This window comes from Brevibacterium salitolerans (genome assembly GCF_039531405.1).
Taxonomy (GTDB): domain Bacteria; phylum Actinomycetota; class Actinomycetes; order Actinomycetales; family Brevibacteriaceae; genus Brevibacterium; species Brevibacterium salitolerans.
In genome coordinates this window covers 278,012-295,870 of the sequence record NZ_BAAAPZ010000019.1, presented here as the reverse complement: position 1 = coordinate 295,870, position 17,859 = coordinate 278,012, and the positions used below count along the sequence as shown (strand labels likewise).

Sequence of the window (17,859 nt, the reverse complement as noted above, 5' to 3'; positions counted from 1 at the left end):
AGGCTCTCATGTCATGTGCCCCCTGTTTGTGGGGGTGTGTGGTGTGGGGGCCTCCCCTCATTCACGGGGTCATCTGTGCTAGCCTCGGGAATCGTAGTCTGCGGGAGCCCGGTCACCGGGCTGAGAGGGCATCGATGCCGACCGCGTGAACCTGATGCGGATCATGCCGCCGAAGGGAAGGCACATCGTGGGGGATGTCATCGTGGTGGGAGCCGGCGTCGTCGGTCTCACCACCGCGTGGGAGCTGTGCTGCAGGGGCATCTCCGTCGTCGTCATCGATCCTGCGCCGGCAATGGGAGCCTCCCGTGCGGCCGCAGGCATGCTCGCCCCGGCGGGGGAGGTGAAGTTCCAGCAGGCCGCTCTCTATCCCCTGATGAAGGCCTCGGCCGCGGAGTATTCCGAGTTCGTCGGGCGGCTCGAAGCCGCTGTCGGAATCGCAGCCGGCTACCGCAGGAGCGAGACCCTCCTCGTCGCCGCGGACCGCGCGGACCTGGCCGAGCTGGAAGCCCTGCAGACGGTGCAGGAAGCGCAGTCCATGCCTGTCGAACGCATGAGCACACGGGCCGCACGCGCACTGGAGCCGGCGCTGAGCCCTCGCATCAGCGGAGCTGTGCGCGCGCCGGGGGACCACCAGATCGATCCGCGCCGCCTGGCGACCGCTCTGCAGGTCGGTGTGGAGGCATCCGGATCGACGTTCGTGCGCGACTCCGTGCGTTCGGTCTCGGTGGCGAGCCGGGGCGACCACTCTGTGCAGACGGCTTCCGGCGAGGCGATCTCCGCTCCGGCGGTGGTGCTGGCCGCCGGCCTCGGACTCGCGGACATCGCCGGTTGCTCGTCGAGTCTTCAGCTGCCTCTGCGGCCCGTGTACGGCGACATTCTCCGGACGCAGCTGCCTGCGGATGCACCACAGCTGCTCGAACGGACCGTGCGCGGGGTGGTGAACGGAGCGCCGGTGTATCTGGTCCCTCGTGAAGACGGGGAGATCGTGATCGGTGCGACCTCACGCGAGGATTTCCGTCCCGCGCCCTCAGCCGGGGGAGTATGGCGCCTGCTCGACGACGCCCGCCGCTTGGTTCCCGGCGTGGCCGATCTGGAGTTCGTCGAGGCTCTGGCTCGTGCGCGTCCGGGCACGCCCGACGACCTGCCGTATGTGGGTCAGGTGCGCGCGCCCAGCGGCGAACCGGTGCGCGGCCTCTTCGTGTCCACCGGGCACTTCCGTCATGGCGTCCTGCTGGCACCGCTCGCCGCGCGGCTCGTTTCGTCGCTCATCGCCGGGGACCTGCCGGCAACGGGCGCGGACGCATCCCATCTCGCGGCCATGGACCCCCATCGCCACAGCGCGGTCGACAGCAGCGGCGCGGTAGCCCGCTCGCGTCACGAGAGGAGCAGCAGATGAGCATCGAGGACCTCAGCGGAGGCAGCGAGCGTCCGGGTGACGTCGAAGTGCAGGTGAACGGGCGGGTCCGCCGGGTCGGTGACTGCAGCACCCTCGTGGACCTCGTCGCGGAGATCACGGGAAAGGCGCTCGCTGAGGATGGAAGTCCGGTGGACGGAAGCAGGCTGGGCATCGCGATAGCGGTGGACGGAGCCGTCGTACCGCGCAGCCGGTGGAGGAGCACGGCGGTCGCGACAGCCCAGGAGATCGAGATCGTCACAGCCATGCAGGGAGGATGAACGGTGAAGGACACGGGACGCATGGACGGCAGCCTCACCCGGGCACAGGGGACGTCGCAAGCGCGTGGCGGTGACCAGGGCGGAGGCGACGGCCCGCTCGAAGGAGATGCCCCGCTGACGATCGACGGCACCGAGCTGCGTTCGCGGCTGATCATGGGCACCGGCGGGATCAGCTCGCTGGAGATACTCGGTGACGCGCTCGACGCCTCGGGCACGGAGCTCACGACGGTGGCACTGCGGCGCTACGCACCGGAGAGCAGGGACACGCTCTTCGCCCTCCTCCAGGACCGCGGGATCCGGCTCCTCCCCAACACCGCAGGCTGTGCGACGGCCAGGGACGCGCTGCTGACCGCAGAGCTCGGGCGGGAAGCGCTGGAGACGGACTGGGTGAAGCTCGAGGTCATCGCGGACGAGGAGACGCTGCTGCCGGACGTCGTCGAACTGCTCGACGCCACCGAGCAGCTCGCCATGAAGGGCTTCACCGTGTTCGCCTACACCTCGGACGATCCGGCCGCGGCTCTCCGTCTCGAGGACGCGGGGGCTGCTGCGGTGATGCCGCTCGGAGCCCCGATCGGCACCGGCCTGGGCATCCTCAACCCCCACAACATCGAACTCATCGCCTCCCGGGCCGGCGTACCGGTGATCCTCGACGCGGGCGTGGGCACGGCCTCGGACGCGGCCCTGGCGATGGAGCTCGGCTGTGACGCGGTGCTGCTGGCCAGCGCCGTCACCCGCGCACAGGACCCCGTGCGGATGGCACACGCGATGCGTGCGGGAGTGGAGGCCGGACGTCTGGCACGCGGAGCCGGCAGGATTCCCGCCCGCAGACATGCCCTGGCGTCCTCCCCACACTCCGGCCGCATCGGCACGGATCCTGAGCAGAACATTCCCCGGGGCGACTGGGGAACGCCGTGAGCGGCGGCGAGGCGGGCGTGCAGCCCCTCGTCGAGCCGGCGGACGACCTCAGCCGGGAAGAGCTCGCCCGGTACGCGCGGCATCTCACCCTCGCTGAGATCGGCCCGCTGGGACAGCGGCGTCTCAAGGCCGCGCGCGTCCTGGTGGTGGGAGCGGGCGGACTCGGCTCTCCGGCCCTGCAGTACCTCGCGGCCGCGGGAGTGGGCACTCTGGGCATCGTCGACGACGACGCCGTGGACCTCGGCAACCTGCAGCGGCAGGTGATCCACCGCGCGGCGGACATCGGCCGGCCCAAGGCGGAGTCGGCAGCAGACGCGGTGCGCGCGCTCAACCCGCTCGTCGAGGTCCGCGCCCACAGGGTGCGCCTGACCGCGGAGAACGCGCTGGAGCTGGTGCGCGGCTACGACCTCGTGCTCGACGGCGCGGACAACTTCGCCACCCGCTACCTGGTCTCCGATGCGTGCGCGCTCGCGGGACTCCCCTGCGTCTGGGGCTCGATCCTCCGCTTCGAAGGACGGGTGAGCGTGTTCTGGGCCGGCCGCGGACCCACCTACAGGGACCTCCACCCGGAACCGCCGCCGGCAGGCGAGATCCCCAGCTGCGCGGAGGGCGGCGTGCTCGGGATGCTGCCGGGGATGATCGGCACCGTCATGGTCGCCGAGGCGGTCAAACTCCTCACGGGTACGGGCAGTCCGCTGGTGGGCCGGGTGCTCATGCTGGACGCCCTCACGATGCGCTGGCGAGAGCTGCGGCTCGACCCCGACCCGCTGGCGCCCGAGATCACCGAGGTGGCCGGGCTGCCGGCCGAGGCCTGCGGCCCCACGGGACCCACCGCGGCGGAGACGGTCAGCCCGCAGGAGCTCTCCGCACTGCTGGACCTCCGGGAGTCCGGCGGCGCGTCCTTCGGCCTCGTGGACGTGCGCGAGGAGTGGGAACGCGCGCTCGTCTCGATCCCCGGCGCGGTGGGCGTGGAGCTGGCGGCGATCGAGGCCCGCGGCACGGACGCGCTGCCGGAGGAGCTGCGCAGAAGTCCGCTGGTGCTCCACTGCAAGTCCGGTGCCAGATCCGCCCGTGCACTGGAGCTGCTGCGGCCGCACTGGAGGGACAGGGAGGAGACGCTGCGCCATCTCTCCGGCGGGGTGCTCGCCTGGATCGACGAGGTGGACCCGGCGCTGCCGCGGTACTGAACGCGCTGCGGGCGCAGCCGTGTGGGTACAGTCGGGGCATGAAGCTCACGTTCCTCACCGGTGCAGGCATCTCCACCGCCGCCGGCATCCCGGACTTCCGGGGGCCGCAGGGCGTCTGGACGAAGGATCCCGAGGCTGAACGCACCTCCACCCTCTCCTGGTACCTCGCGGACGCGCAGGTGCGGGCCCGTGCGTGGTCTCAGCGCGCGGCCGCCGCCGTGTGGGAACGCGAGCCCACGGCCGCCCACCGCGCCATCGCCGCGAGCGCGGAGCGGCACGACGTGCAGATCATCACGCAGAACGTGGACGGGCTCCATCAGGCGGCCGGATCCCCGCCCGAGTCCGTGCTCGAGGTGCACGGGAGCGCGCGCCGGTGGCGCTGCGAGGACTGCCGGGACTCCGGCTCCATCGAGGACGCGATGGCACGCGTGGCGGCGGGGGAGGCGGATCCGCCCTGCCCGCGCTGCGGCGGGATCATCCGGGCGACCACGATCCTCTTCGAGGAGATGCTGGACCCGGACGTCATCGACAGGGCGGTGACGGCGGCTCAGGAGTGCGACCTCCTCCTCGCGGTGGGCACCGGCCTCACGGTGCAGCCGGTCGCCGGCCTCGTGCCCCTGGCGCACGAGAGCGGGGCGGAGATCCGGATCGTCAATGCCGAACCCACGCCCTGCGACGGCTGGGCGAGCGCAGTGGTCCGCGGCGACCTGCAGGAGACCCTGCCCCCGCTGCTCGCCGGACTCTGACCGGGGTGGACCCCTGCGGTCTGCGAGAACTCCCGGACCCGCTCAGAACTCCTCGTAGACGGCGGGATCCTGGTCCTTGAGCCTGCCGTCGGCCCGGCCCAGCGCCGTGAGGGAGGCGACCTCGTCCGCGGTGAGGGAGACCTCGGCTGCGGCGAGGTTCTCCCGCTGGCGCTCGGCATTCTGGGATTTGGGCAGCGGCACCACCCCGCGTGCCGCATGCCAGGCCAGCACGGCCTGGGTCGCGGAGATCCCGTGCGCCGCGGCGACGTCCAGAACCACCGGATCGTCCAGTACGGAGTCGGGGCCCGCACCCGGCCTGCCGATCGGGCTCCACGCCTGGGTGACGATCCCCCTCTCCCGGTGGTAGGCGAGCTGCTCCTCCTGCGGGAAGCGCGGATGCAGCTCGATCTGATTCACCTCAGCCGCGACTCCGGTGGCCTCCTCGATCTGCTCGAGGTGTGCGGGGAGGAAGTTCGAGACGCCGATGTGGCGCACGAGGCCCGCCTCGCGTGCGTCGACGAGGGCCTGCCAGGCCTCGACGAACAGGCCCTGACGGGGGTTAGGCCAGTGGATGAGCATGAGGTCGATGTGTCCGAGGCCGGTGCGGAGGACGGATTCCTGGATCGCCTCGTCGGCCAGTGGCCGGGAGTGGTGCCGGCCGGCGAGCTTGGAGGTGAAGAGGATCTCCTCACGGCCGATCCCGGACTGCCGGACGCCCTCGGCGACAGCGGCCTCGTTCTCGTAGTTGAAGGCGGAGTCCAGGAGCCGGTAACCGGATTCCACCGCCTGTGCGACCGCTCGCGCGCCGTCGAGGCCGCGCAGGCGGTAGGTGCCGAAGCCGATGGGCGGGAGCGAGAGTGCTGCCGTCTGCGTCATGGAGTGGCGTCTCCTCACGTGTGTGCGACTGCTGTCCCGTCCACGGTACAAGCCGCCGGGCCACCCCGCACCCGGCACAGCGCCGGGCAGGCGGACAGGACGATGCCCGCCTGCCCGGCGCCCGGCCCTCAGGCCTCGCCGCGGATGAGGTCCGAGGCCTTCTCGCCGATCATCATCGTCGAGATGTTGGGGTTGACGGTGACGATCTCCGGCATGACGGAGGCATCGGCCACCCGCAGGCCCGTTACCCCCTTGACCCGCAGCTGCGGGTCGAGCGGCGCCTCGGGGTCGTCGGCGGCACCCATCCGGACCGAGCCCGCAGGGTGGTAGACGGTGTTGTGCGTCTTGAGGACGTACTCGCCGATCTGCTCGTCCGTGACCGCGTCGACGCCGGGGGAGAGCTCACGGCCGGCCCACTCCTCCATCGCGGGCTGTGCGACGATCTTCCGCGCGAGCTTGATCCCCTCGACGGCGACGCGCAGGTCGTGGCCCTCCTCGTCCGTGAAGTACCGGGGATCCACCTTGGGCTTGTCCCGGTAGTCGCAGGAGCGCAGCCGGACGGTGCCGCGCGACTTCGCCCGGGTGACGTTGGGGGTGAGGCAGAACTCCTCGTCGGCACTGGGGTAGCCGTGGCGCAGCGTGTGCATGTCGAAGGGCACGGAGCCGTAGTGCATCATGAGGTCCGGGCGGTCCAGGCCGTCCACCGTGGAGTGGAAGATGCCGATCTCCCACCACTGGGTGGAGGTGCGCGGCATGGGCTTCTTCGACTCCCAGCGGATGACGGCCTCGGGGTGGTCCTGGAGGTTGGAGCCCACCCCGGGGGAGTCGACGCGGACCTCCACGCCCACTTCGCGCAGGTGCTCCGCCGGTCCGATCCCGGAGAGCATGAGGAGCTTGGGGGAGTCGATCGCCCCGGCGGAGACGATGATCTCCCTGGCGGCGGCGATGCGCGCCTGGCGCCCGTGGTTGTCCGCGACGACGTGGACGGCGACGGCCCGGTTCTCCGCGTCCAGCTCGACCTTCGTCACGCGCGTGTCCGTGAGGACCGTGAGGTTCTCCCGGTCCAGCACGGGGTGGAGGTAGGACACCGAGGCCGAGGCGCGGGTCCCGTCCTGCTTCCGGTTGATCTGGAAGAAGCTCGCCCCGTTCACCACCGTCGTGCCCGTGTTGAAGCGGGCCCGCGGGATGCCGGCCTGCTCACAGGCGTCGAGGAGGTTCACACCCGACTTGTCCTCGGGCGGGACATTCATGAGCTCCACGGGACCGTCCGTGCCGTGGAGGCCGTCCGTGTCCTCGTTGCTCTCCAGCCGGGTGTAGAGCGGCAGCGTGTGCTCCGAGCCCCACCCGGTGCAGCCGTACGTGTGCTCCCAGGCGTCGAGATCCTCGGACGGTGCCCAGAAGGCGATGCAGGAGTTGTGCGAGGAGCAGCCGCCCAGCACCTTGGCCCTCGCATGGCGCATGAAGGAGTTCCCCCGCTCCTGCGGTTCGATGGGGTAGTCCCAGTCGTAGCCGGACTCCAGGAGCGCGGGCCAGTCCTCGAGGTTGAGGACGGCGGGGTCGTCGACGTCCGAGGGGCCCGCCTCCAGGAGCCCCACCGTCACGGTGGGGTCCTCGCTCAGGCGTGCGGCCAGCGGCGCTCCCGCGCTGCCGCCGCCCACGACGATGTAGTCGAAGGTGTGGAGTGTCTCCATGTGTCTTAGCCTTTCCGTGCGGTGAGGATCCAGTGGGCGGGGCCGCGTGCGGGACGGGCCGTCGCAGTCCCGTGCCGCCTCAGTCCTCTGCGAACCAGCCGGTCACGGCCGGTTCCGTGTTCTGGTAGATGTGCTTGGCCTCGAGGTACTCGCCCAGTCCGGTGGGGCCCAGTTCCCGGCCGAATCCGGACTGCTTGAATCCGCCCCACTCCGCCTGCGGCAGGTAGGGGTGGAAGTCGTTGATCCAGATGGTGCCGTGCCGCAGCCGCCGCGCGACCCGCTGGCCCTTGCCCGCGTCCTGCGTCCACACGGCCCCGGCGAGGCCGTAGATCGTGTCGTTGGCCGTCTCGACGGCCTCGTCCTCGCCGGCGAAGGTCTCCACCGTGACAACGGGTCCGAAGGCCTCGTCACGGACGACGGACATGCCCCGCTCCACCTGGTCCAGCACGGTGGGCATGTAGTAGAAGCCCTTCTCCAGCTCACCGGTGCCCCAGGTGCCGCCGCAGCGCAGTCGTGCGCCCTCGTCGATCCCGGCCTGCACGTAGGCCGTGACCTTGTCGCGGTGCGCGGCGGAGATGAGGGGGCCCGTCTGCGCACGCTCGTCGTAGGGACCGCCCACGCGGATCTTCTCCGCACGGCGCACCAGTTCGTCGACGAACCGCTCGGCGATGGACTCCTCGACGAGGAGCCGGGCGCCGGCGGAGCAGACCTGGCCGGAATGGACGAAGGCGGCGTTGAGGGCGTTGTCCAGGGCCGCGTCGAAGTCCGCATCCGCGAAGACGACGTTGGGGTTCTTCCCGCCCAGCTCGAGGGCGACCTTCTTGACGGTGGCGGCCGCATTGGCCATGAGCAGCCGTCCGGTCTGCAGGCCGCCGGTGAAGGACACGAGGTCCACGTCCGGGTGGGTGGACAGCGGCCCACCGGCGGTCGCACCGGCGCCGAGGACGAGGTTGCCCACGCCTGCCGGCAGCCCCAGCTCGTCGAGGACGGACATGATGAGGATCGCGGTGTGCGGGCTCAGCTCCGAGGGCTTGAGCACGAACGTGTTCCCGGCCGCCAGTGCGGGGGCGATCTTCCAGGCCGCCTGGAGCAGAGGGTAGTTCCACGGGGCGATGAGCGCGCAGACGCCCACCGGCTCGTAGTCGATCCGGCTGCGCACCGCGGGGTCGCCCGGATCCACGACGCGACCGGAGTGGGAGTCCGCGATCTTGCCGAAGTAGTCGAAGCAGTTGGCGATGTCGTCCATGTCCGTGCGGGACTCGTCGATGCGCTTGCCGGTGTCCGCGGTCTCCGCCTTCGCGAACTCCTCCTTCCGCTCGCGCAGGCGCCGTGCGACCGCCAGCAGCAGGTCGCCGCGCTGAGCGGCGGGCACGGAGCTCCAGACGCCTGCGTCGAAGGCGCGGCGTGCGGCCTCGATGGCGGCGACGGTGTCCGCCTCGGTCGCCTCGTCGACAACGGCGACGAGCTCGCCGTCGGCCGGGCATCGGATCTCGCGGGTGCCTCCCGCCTGTGCGGAAGTCCACTGACCGTCGATGTACAGGGTGGTGGGCATGGGTCCTCTCCTCTGTGGGTCACGGGGGCTGTGCTCTCGTGAGCGTGGTCGGGATCGTCGTGTGCGGCCGGGGCCGGGCGGGGGAGCCGCCCGCCCTCAGCTCTCTCGGGTGAAGTCCTCCTGCCAGTCCGGGTTCTCCGCGGGGGCGTCCTCGACCGCGAGCGTGCCCGCGTCCTCGGCGGCGATCCGCAGGAACTCGATGTGCGACTCGTAGCGGGTGATGACGTCCGTGATGATCTGGTCGCGGGAGTAGTCGTAGACGTCATATCCCATGGACCCGGAGCCGGTGAAGACCTCGAGCCGGAAGGTCCGCTGCGTCGCCGCACCTGCGTACCCTCCCACGCCGGGGGCGTTGCGCGGAACCGGGTGCACCTGGTACGTGAAGGGGCGCTCCCCGTCGAAGACGGCGCAGAGCTCCACGTAGTCGACCTTCATGCCGGCGACGGGCTCGCGGATCACGCTGGCCTCGACGCCGTTCGCCTGGAGTTCCCCGCAGACGTCCTGCAGCGCGGGCTCCACGACAGAGGTCTGGAAGCGCTGCGACTGCGCGGCAGTGGGATGGGCCATGGTCCGCTTGAGCCGCTGCTTCCAGCTCAGGGTGCTGCCTCCCGAGGCCAGATTGGCCGGCAGCGCCGCGTAGTAGCCCTGGATCTGGTGTCTCTCCACGCGCAGCGCCTTGTAGAGCGAGAGCATCACCAGATAGAGGACGATGCTGAAGGGCAGGCCGATGATGACGGCCGCGCCTTGCAGTGTGGGCACTCCGCCCACCAGGAGCATCCCCGCGGTGAGGGCGCCGGTGGCGATCGACCAGAACACGCGGACGGGCTTGGGGCCGTCGTACTTCGAGTCCCTGATCGTCGAGGTGAAGTTGGAGAGCACGAGTGCGCCGGAATCCGCGCTGGTCACGTAGAACAGCAGACCCACGACGGTGGCGAGACCCACGAGGAACGGTGCTCCCGGGAACATCCCGAGCAGATCGTAGAAGCCGCTCTCCGGGGCTGCGATGGTCGCCTCCGCGAACTCCGTGTTGCCGCTGCGCACCACGTCCAGGGCGCTGTTCCCGAACACCGACATGAACAGGATAATGAAGATGAGCGGGATGATGAGCACACCGGTGACGAACTGGCGGATCGACCGCCCGCGGGAGATCCGGGCCAGGAAGAGGCTCACGAAGGGCGCCCAGGCGATCCACCACGCCCAGAAGAAGATGGTCCAGGCGCTCATCCACTCGTCGGGCTGCTCCCAGGCGAAGGTGTCGAGCGTCATCGAGGGGAAGCGCGAGATGAAGTCGCCGATGTTCATGATGAGCGCGTCGAGGAGGAAACGGGTCTTGCCCGTCACCGCGATCCACACGAGCATGACGATCGCCAGGACGACGTTGAGCTCGGAGAGCCTGCGGATGCCCTTCTCCACGCCGGAGACGGTGGAGATGGTGGCGAGGACGACGGCGAGGACGATGAGACCGATCTGCATGGCCTCGTTCTGGGGCAGGCCGAACATCACGTGGAGGCCGTAGTTGAGCTGCACCACGCCGATCCCCAGCGTCGTCGCGATGCCGAACACCGCGCCGAGGACGGCGGCGACGTCGACCGCGTCACCGGCGCCGCCCTTGATCCAGCGGCCCAGCAGGGGCTGCAGGAGGCTGCGGATGGACAGGGGCATGTTGCGACGGAACGCGAAGTACGCGAACGCCAGTCCCATGAGCGCGTACATCGCCCAGCCGGTGATGCCGTAGTGGAAGAGCGTCCAGACGAGTGCCTGCCGTGCGGCCTCGACCGTTCCTCCCTCTCCCGCGGGAGGCTGCATGTACTGCGCCACCGGTTCGGAGACGGAGAAGAACATGAGGTCGATGCCGATGCCGGCCGCGAACAGCATGGACGTCCACGTGAACAGGTTGTAGGTGGGCCGTGAGTGGTCCGGGCCGAGCCTCAGGCGGCCGATGCTCGAGGCCGCGACGACGATGACGAACACGATCATGAGGGTGGCGGTGAGGATGTAGTACCACCCGAGGTTGGCCGAGACCCAGGACACCGTCGAGGAGATGACGGAGTCCGCGTTCCCGGGGAGGAAGATCGCCCACAGGGCGACGGCGAGGATGAAGACGCCGGAGGCGATGAGCACCCGCCAGTTGATCTTCACGGCCGGTTCGTCGTCCGCACCGGCAGAGGTTCTCTGAGCCTCGGATGAGCTCATCACAGCAGTCCTTCACAGATGAATCGTTCGGTCGGCGTGCCGTCGGAATGCCCGCGGGGCAGCCGCTTCGCGATCGACAGTAACAAAAGAGCTTGGCGCAGTGGAATCTGTGCGGCTGCAGAGTCTGCGGTTGCGAGGTGCGCGGGCGCATGTGGGTGACCACCTGCTGCTGCGGGCCGAGCCCCAGAATGCGGCGGATCCGCGCCTTTCCCCATAGGTGCCGCCACGAGTTCTGCGTGTGCAGATCACTGGCGAAATCAGGCCATGAATCTGCACCTCACTAGTGAACTTATCGTCACATCGGCAGCACCGATCGGCGCGGCGGCAGATGTGCTCCGAAGCGAGGCGGGAGGAGGTGTGCGGCCGGGGGCGGCGGAGGGGAGTGGGGAAGGGCACGCTCGCAGGGACAGGCGGCAGGATGATCCGGCCGATTCGCGCCTATAGACTGGCTGATCGGACCCCGGCGGCTGCCGGGCGCCGCCCCTCTGCGCAGGACTGGATTGAAGGACAGATCCCGGACGCATGGCCGGTGAGAGCGAACTTCAATAGAGACGACCGAGGACGGCGATGGCTGAGGAACACGGGCACAGGTCAGGACGACACGGAGACGGCCGCGGACGCGGTGCTGGCGGACAGGGTCGCGGCGGACAGAACCGCGGCGGACAGGGCGGGCGAGGCGGACGTCCCGGCGGCTCCCGCGACGGACGCCGTGATGATCGGGGTGGTCGTGGATTCTCCGGTGGAGGCCGCGACGAGCGCCGTGAGGAGCGCGGGCAGGGCCGCCGGTGGGAGGACCGCGGTGGTCAGCGGGATGACCGTCGTGGGGGCCGGCGTGATGATCGTCGCGGGGACTCTCGTCGTGATGACCGGGGTGGGCGCAGCTTCGATCGTGACCGCCGCCCCCGTCGCGAGGATGACCGCAGCGGTCGTGGGTTCTCCGGCGGAGGCCGGGAGGATCGCCGCGGTGACTCGCGTCGTGATGAGCGGGGTGGGCGCAGCTTCGAGCGCCGTGAGGAGCGCGGGCAGGGCCGCCGCTGGGAGGACCGCGGTGGTCAGCGGGATGACCGTCGTGGGGGCCAGCGTGACGATCGTCGCGGGGACTCTCGCCGGGAGGACCGCCGCCGTGACATCCGGGGCGGCCGTGGCCGTGACGGCCGCGACCGCCGCAGGGAGACCCGCCCCCGCGCGCCGCAGATCCCCGAGGGCATCACCGGCCGCGAGCTGCCCGGCGAGTTCCGGGCGGAGCTGCGGACCCTCACCAAGGATGCCGCGGAGGCGGTGGCCAAGCACCTCGCCGCTGCGAGCGCTCTGCTCACGGAGGATCCGGAGCTCGCCCACGCCCACGCCCAGGCGGCGGTGCAGCGAGGGTCCCGCGTGGGCGCCGTCCGCGAGGCGGCCGGGATCATCGCCTACCAGCTCGATCTCTATGCCGAGGCCGCCCGGGAGCTGCGCACGCACCGCCGCATCACCGGGTCGAACGACAATCTTCCGCTGATCGCGGACTCCGAGCGCGGCCGCGGGAGGCCCGAGAAGGCCCTCGAGCTGTTCGCGGAGGCGAAGGAGGAGGAGCTGGGCTCCGATCTCTACACCGAGCTGCTGATGGTGGCCGCGGGCGCCCACATCGACAAGGGCGAGGTCGAGCGGGCCAGGCGGCTGCTGGAGACGAGGCCGTTCAACGGCAATGCCAACGGCACTCTGGTGCGCCTCCTCTCCGTCTACTCCGACGTCATCCGGCTCCAGGGCGATGCCGACCTCGCCGACCGCTACGAGGAGCTCGCCCGTCGCACGGCGAAGGCCACCGGCACGCTGTTCGGGGATGAGGAGATCGACCCGAACGAGGGTGTCGAGATCATCACCCTCGAGGAGGTCGAGCTGCCGGAGGAGGGCGCTGACGAGCCGGACTCCGCCGCCGATGCGGACGCGGATGCAGACGCAGGCACGGAACAGGACGCTGAGCGCGGCACCGAGGCGAGCGGGGCAGAGGCGGAAGCCTCCGCCGAGGCCGAAGGGCTCGCCGTCTCCGAGGCGTCCGTCGAAGCGGGCGGCACCGGGGAGTTCGCCGCCGTGGACGCCGGGTTCGACGCGGAGATCGTCGACGAGCTCGACGAGATCCTCGCTGCGGCGGAGACGGACGCGGATGCGGACGACACGGACGCCGAGCACCCCGAGGAGGGTGCCGCGGAGACGGACCCGCGCGAATGACGACCGGGCTCGACAGCGAGTTCGACGCGGTCCTCCTCGACCTCGACGGCTGCGTCTACGCCGGAGCCGAGCCGATCCCCGGCGCCGCCGAGGCGCTGCGCGGGCTCGCCGCCGCGGGCATCCCCTACGGCTTCCTCACGAACAACGCCTCCCGCACGCGGGAGGCGACGGCGGAGCACATCCGCGGGTTCGGGGTGGATGCGGAGCCGGCCCAGGTGCTCACCTCCGGGATGGTCGCGGCCCGCGGCATCGCGGCGGCCGTGCCGGCCGGTTCGCGTGTGCTCGTGGCCGGTGCGCCGGCTCTCGTCGCCGCGATCGAGTCGGAGGGCCTCGTCCCGGTGGAGACGGCGGCGCAGGACCCTGTCGCAGTGGTGCAGGGATTCTCCAAGGACCTCACCTGGCACACGCTCGCCGAGGCCTGCGTCGCCGTCCGCGCGGGCGCCCGGTGGTGGGCGACGAACCTCGATCCCACCCTGCCGACGGAACGCGGGGCGATGCCCGCCAACGGCGCCTACGTGCGGATGGTCGCAGACGCCACGGGAGCGCGGCCGCGGGTGGCGGGCAAGCCCGCTGCCGCCATGATGGAGGCCGGAGCGGCCATGCTGGGTGCGGCGAAACCGCTCATGGTGGGCGATCGCCTCGACACGGACATCGCCGGGGCGCGGGCGGCCGGCTTCCCGTCCGCGCTCGTGCTCACCGGAGTGGACACCGAGGAGGCCGCGCGCACCGCCCCTGCGGAGCGCCGGCCGGACATGGTCCTCGACTCCCTCACCGCCCTCGTGCCCGGCGGTGAGGACGGCGGAATGAGGGGCCTCGGATGACTGAGCCTGATGGAGCGCAGGCGGCGGACAGCGGTCAGGTGACGGATCCGGGCGGGGTCCCCGCACCCGGTGCAGGTGCCCCCACTCCCGGCGGCGGTGTGCCCGTGCGCGCCTGGGAGCGGCGGCTCGAGGGGCTGGACGCCCTCGCGGAGGCCGCCGCGGGGGAGGGCGCGGAGGCGGACGAGGCCGCGGAACGTCTCACCTCCGGCGTCGAGTCCCTGCTGACCGAGCTCGAGTCCTCCCTCGAGGAGCTCTGAGCCGCATGGCCCCTTCTGCGGACGATCCCGCCCCGGCGGTGTCCGAGGCCTGTGCCCCGGCAGCGGGGCGCCTCGATGTGGCACTCGTCGAGGCAGGGCTCGCGAGTTCGCGCAACCGCGCCGCACGGGAGATCCGCGCCGGTCGCGTGCAGGTGGACGGCCGCGGGGCCCTGCGGGCCGCGGAGCGTGTGGCGGCCGGAGCACGGCTCCGCCTCGAGGCCCCGGACCCGTGGGTGGCGCGGAGCGCTCACAAACTGCTGGGTGCGCTCGCGGACTCGGGCCTCCGGTCCGCGCCGGACGGCGCGGTGTGCCTGGACGCCGGTGCCTCCACCGGCGGGTTCACCCAGGTCCTGCTGTCCCACGGCGCCGCGGCGGTGCATGCCGCGGACGTGGGGCACGGACAGCTCGTGCCCCGCCTGGCGCAGGATCCCCGGGTGCGCGATCTGCCGGGCACCAACGTCCGCGAGCTCACCCCGGCGCAGCTGGCTGCACCTGCGCCCTTCCACGCGGACGGCACCGTGGACCTCGTCGTCGCGGACCTCTCCTTCATCTCCCTCACCCTCGTCCTCGACGGGCTGCTGGCGGTCTGCCGGCCCGGCGCCCTGCTCGGCCTCATGGTCAAGCCCCAGTTCGAGCTCGGCCGCTCCGCGCTGGACAAGCACGGCGTGGTCGCGGATCCCGCGGACCGCGTCCGGGCGGTGCTCGGGGTCGTCCGGGCGCTCGGCGCGGCCGGAGCCCAGCCGCTCGCCGTCTCGCCCTCCCGCCTGCCCGGTCCGGCGGGCAACAGGGAGGTGTTCGTGTGGGCGCGCGCCCGCACCGGACCGGCCGCGGCGACGCCTGCGACCACGCGATCGGCTAGCGTGGAGCCGGAACCGGGACGTTCGTTCGTTTTGGCGTCCGATCCCCGGGCGGCCGTCGCCGCGGCGGTGGAGGGACGCGCATAAGGTGGGCCGGGAGAGGGAAACCGTCAGCGAGGGAGAGGGAAGCCGCGTGAGCAGACAGATGTTGGTCGTCCTCCATCCCCACCGGGAGCGGGCCCGGGCGGCCGCCGTCCGGGTGTGCCGGGCGCTCGTCGCGGAGGGCGTCGTCCCCGTCCTCACCGCCGACCACCACGCGGCGGTGCTCGCCGCGGGCGGTGCCGGGGGAGAGGCCGAGGCCGTCCTCCCCGCGGAGGTGCGGATCGTGCCGGCCCCGGAACCGGGCACGCGCTCCGAGCCCGCACCGGGCCAGCACCCGGCGGCCGCGGACGGCTGCGAGCTCATCATCGTCCTCGGCGGCGACGGGACGATCCTCCGCGCTGCCGAGGTCTATCACCGGGCGCAGGTGCCCATCATGGGCGTCAACCTCGGGCACGTCGGCTTCCTCGCGGAGAGCGAGTCGGACGACATCGACGAAGCGGTCCGCCGTGCGGTCGCACGCGAGTACGACATCGAGTCGCGCCTCACCCTGGACATCACGGTCCGCCTGGGCTCCGAGCTCGTCCATCGCGCCTGGGCGCTCAACGAGGCCACCGTGGAGAAGGGCCCCGGCAGTCAGATGATCGAACTGAGCACCGGTGTGGACGACAGGCCGGTCTCCACCTACGGCTGCGACGGCGTCATCATGGCCACGCCCACCGGCTCCACCGCCTACGCGTTCTCCGCCGGCGGCCCCATCGTGTGGCCGGACGTCGAAGCGCTGCTCATGGTGCCCATCAGCGCCCACGCGCTCTTCGCCGAGCCCCTCGTGGTCTCCCGCGACTCCGTCATCGCCGTGGAGTACCTGCCGCGGCCTGCCAAGGACTCCGCCGTGCTGTGGTGCGACGGCAGGCAGGAGCTGGAGCTGCCGGTGGGCGCGCACATCGAGGCCTGCCGCTCCGCGACGCCGCTGCTGCTGGCCCGTCTGCGGCACGGGCCGTTCACGGACCGGCTCGTGAAGAAGTTCCAGCTCCCCGTCGCCGGCTGGCGGGGACCCGCTGCGGAGGCCCGATGATCACCTCGATCGGCATCGAGAACCTGGGCGTCATCACGGACGCGCGCATCGACCTGGGCGCCGGCCTCACCGTCGTCACGGGTGAGACCGGCGCGGGCAAGACCATGTTCGTCACGGCGCTGGACCTGCTGCTGGGCCAGCGGGCGGAGACCTCGGCGGTCCGCCGGGACGCGGAGAAGGCGGTCGTGGAGGGGATCTTCGCCCTGCCCGCCGCCGGCGACGAGGTCGATCCTGCGAGCGCGCTCGACGAGGAGGGGCACGTGCAGTCGGCCGTCGCCGCGCGGATCGCCGAGGCCGGGGGAGACGTGGACGAGGAGGCCGTCCTCACCCGCATCATCCCGCGGTCCGGCCGCGCCCGTGCGACCGCGGGCGGCCGGACGGTACCCGCCGCGGTGCTGCGCGAGGTGGGCTCCCAGCTCGTGAGCATGCACGGCCAGGCGGAGCAGATGACGCTGCGCGGCCAGGCGCAGCAGCGGGCGCTCCTCGACGGGATCGCGGGCCGGCGCGGGGCGCAGGCGCTCGCCTCCTACCGGGAGGCCTTCGCCGCCCACCGCGAGCTGGAGCAGGAGCATCAGCGCCTCGAGGGCACGCGCTCCGAGCGGGCGGCGCGCATCGACTACCTGCGCAGCGCGCTGGAGGCCATCGACGCCGTGCGCCCGCAGCCGGGGGAGGACGCCGAGCTCGCGGCGCTCGCCGCCCGGCTGGGCGCCGCGGAGGAGCTGCAGCAGGCCGCGGGCACCGCGCACACGCTGCTCATGGGCGACGACTGGTCCGAGCAGACGAACGTCGTCTCCCTGCTCGCCGAGGCCACGGAGGCGCTGAGCCGGGCCGCCGGAGCGGATGCCGAGCTCGCCGCCCGCCTGGAGACGCTCGAGGACGTCGCCGTGCGGGTCTCCGACCTGGGCGCCGAGCTCTCCTCCTATCTCGCCGGGTTCGCGGACCAGGAGGGGATGTCGCTGGAGGACGCCGAGGCCCGGCGCGCCGAACTGGGTTCGCTCAGCGCCTACGGCGAGGACCTCGCGGCCGTGCTCGCCTTCGAGGAGCAGGCGGGGCGGGAGCTGCTCGCGCTGGAGAACTCGGAGGCCTCGCTCACGGACATGGCACAGACCGTCGAGGCCGCCCGCGCCCGGCTCGAGGAGGCGGCCCAGGAGCTGCACGCCGCACGGGTGGAGGCCGGGGAGTCCTTCGCCGCGGCGGTGGGCGAGGAGCTCGCCGCGCTCGCGATGCCGCACGCGGCGCTGAGCTTCCGGGTCGAGCGCACGGAGCCCGCCGCGCACGGCGGGGACGACGTCCGCCTCCTGTTCACCTCGCACGCGGCGGCGGAGCCGGACGACATCGCCAAGACCGCCTCGGGCGGGGAGCTGTCCCGGGTCATGCTCGCGATCGAGGTGGTCCGGGCCCGCACGGAGGCCTTCCCCACCTTCGTCTTCGACGAGGTGGACGCGGGGGTCGGCGGCAAGGCCGCCGTGGAGATCGGCAGGCGACTCGCCCGGCTCGCAGCATCCTCCCAGGTCATCGTCGTCACACACCTGCCCCAGGTCGCGGCGTGGGCGGACCACCACCTCGTGGTCCGCAAGACCGACGAGGGCACCGGCGCGGTCTCCGGGGTGCGGGAGCTGCACGGGGAGGACCGGACGGAGGAGCTCGCCCGGATGCTCGCCGGCGTGGCCGATTCCACATCCGCGAGGGAGCACGCGGAGGAGCTGGTGCGCTCCGCGACGGAGGCCAAGGCCGCGTTCGCGCTCGCCTCGGGTGTGCGCATGAGAGGATGAGC

Annotated in this window: 16 protein-coding genes and 1 riboswitch; of the genes, 11 read left to right on the top strand and 5 right to left on the bottom strand. The window is 71.8% G+C overall.

The window, feature by feature from the left end; translation table 11 throughout:
* Positions 1–90: 90 nt before the first annotated feature.
* Positions 91–195: riboswitch (TPP riboswitch) on the top strand.
* The 5 genes from thiO (at position 164) to ABD240_RS16820 (ending at position 4,522) form a co-directional block, all read left to right on the top strand.
* Positions 164–1,396 carry a glycine oxidase ThiO gene (thiO, locus tag ABD240_RS16840; RefSeq protein ID WP_344338745.1) on the top strand — a complete coding sequence of 411 codons (1,233 nt, stop codon included), beginning with the start codon at positions 164–166 and terminating at the stop codon, positions 1,394–1,396. It overlaps the preceding riboswitch by 32 nt.
* Positions 1,393–1,674 carry a sulfur carrier protein ThiS gene (gene thiS / locus ABD240_RS16835; protein WP_344338743.1) on the top strand — a complete coding sequence of 94 codons (282 nt, stop codon included), beginning with the start codon at positions 1,393–1,395 and terminating at the stop codon, positions 1,672–1,674. The genes thiO and thiS overlap by 4 nt, the downstream gene beginning before the upstream one ends.
* A 3-nt stretch (positions 1,675–1,677) precedes the next feature.
* Positions 1,678–2,589 carry a thiazole synthase gene (locus ABD240_RS16830; protein WP_344338741.1) on the top strand — a complete coding sequence of 304 codons (912 nt, stop codon included), beginning with the start codon at positions 1,678–1,680 and terminating at the stop codon, positions 2,587–2,589.
* Entirely contained in the window at positions 2,586–3,776 is a 1,191-nt protein-coding gene (gene moeB, locus ABD240_RS16825) for a molybdopterin-synthase adenylyltransferase MoeB (protein WP_344338739.1), read from the top strand. Before ABD240_RS16830 ends, moeB begins: the two co-directional genes overlap by 4 nt.
* 38 nt (positions 3,777–3,814) lie before the next feature.
* Entirely contained in the window at positions 3,815–4,522 is a 708-nt protein-coding gene (locus ABD240_RS16820; protein WP_344338737.1) for an SIR2 family NAD-dependent protein deacylase, read from the top strand.
* Between the two features lie 42 nt (positions 4,523–4,564).
* On the opposite strand, the gene ABD240_RS16815 is transcribed toward ABD240_RS16820, so the two are convergent.
* The 5 genes from ABD240_RS16815 to ABD240_RS16795 form a co-directional block, all read right to left on the bottom strand.
* Complete coding sequence (locus ABD240_RS16815) at positions 4,565–5,398, bottom strand: aldo/keto reductase (RefSeq protein WP_291793190.1); 834 nt, start codon at positions 5,396–5,398, stop codon at positions 4,565–4,567.
* Positions 5,399–5,526: 128 nt separating this feature from the next.
* Entirely contained in the window at positions 5,527–7,089 is a 1,563-nt protein-coding gene (locus ABD240_RS16810; RefSeq protein WP_291793187.1) for a GMC family oxidoreductase, read from the bottom strand.
* Between the two features lie 79 nt (positions 7,090–7,168).
* Positions 7,169–8,641: an aldehyde dehydrogenase family protein gene (locus ABD240_RS16805; protein ID WP_344338734.1), complete on the bottom strand. Its 1,473-nt coding sequence runs from the start codon at positions 8,639–8,641 to the stop codon at positions 7,169–7,171.
* Positions 8,642–8,737: 96 nt separating this feature from the next.
* Positions 8,738–10,834, bottom strand: coding sequence for a choline BCCT transporter BetT (gene betT / locus ABD240_RS16800; RefSeq protein WP_291793182.1), 2,097 nt, complete (start codon positions 10,832–10,834; stop codon positions 8,738–8,740).
* Between the two features lie 591 nt (positions 10,835–11,425).
* A complete protein-coding gene (locus ABD240_RS16795; protein WP_344338731.1) occupies positions 11,426–12,124 on the bottom strand; it encodes a hypothetical protein in 699 nt (232 codons plus the stop codon).
* On the opposite strand from ABD240_RS16795, the gene ABD240_RS16790 reads away from it, so the two are divergent.
* From ABD240_RS16790 to recN, 6 genes are read left to right on the top strand one after another with little or no spacing between them, the layout of a single operon-like run.
* A complete protein-coding gene (locus ABD240_RS16790; protein ID WP_344338729.1) occupies positions 12,113–13,036 on the top strand; it encodes a hypothetical protein in 924 nt (307 codons plus the stop codon). The two genes, ABD240_RS16795 and ABD240_RS16790, sit on opposite strands and share 12 nt — an antisense overlap.
* Positions 13,033–13,857: an HAD-IIA family hydrolase gene (locus ABD240_RS16785; RefSeq protein WP_344338726.1), complete on the top strand. Its 825-nt coding sequence runs from the start codon at positions 13,033–13,035 to the stop codon at positions 13,855–13,857. The genes ABD240_RS16790 and ABD240_RS16785 overlap by 4 nt, the downstream gene beginning before the upstream one ends.
* Positions 13,854–14,114 carry a hypothetical protein gene (locus ABD240_RS16780; protein WP_344338724.1) on the top strand — a complete coding sequence of 87 codons (261 nt, stop codon included), beginning with the start codon at positions 13,854–13,856 and terminating at the stop codon, positions 14,112–14,114. Before ABD240_RS16785 ends, ABD240_RS16780 begins: the two co-directional genes overlap by 4 nt.
* A gap of 5 nt (positions 14,115–14,119) precedes the next feature.
* Positions 14,120–15,058, top strand: a complete 939-nt coding sequence (locus ABD240_RS16775) for a TlyA family RNA methyltransferase (protein ID WP_344338722.1) — start codon at positions 14,120–14,122, stop codon at positions 15,056–15,058.
* 46 nt (positions 15,059–15,104) lie between these two features.
* Complete coding sequence (locus tag ABD240_RS16770) at positions 15,105–16,085, top strand: NAD kinase (RefSeq protein ID WP_425547063.1); 981 nt, start codon at positions 15,105–15,107, stop codon at positions 16,083–16,085.
* The gene (gene recN / locus ABD240_RS16765) at positions 16,082–17,857 is read left to right on the top strand and encodes a DNA repair protein RecN (protein ID WP_344338720.1); all 1,776 of its coding nucleotides are present in this window, start codon (positions 16,082–16,084) and stop codon (positions 17,855–17,857) included. Before ABD240_RS16770 ends, recN begins: the two co-directional genes overlap by 4 nt.
* Positions 17,858–17,859 lie beyond the last annotated feature (2 nt).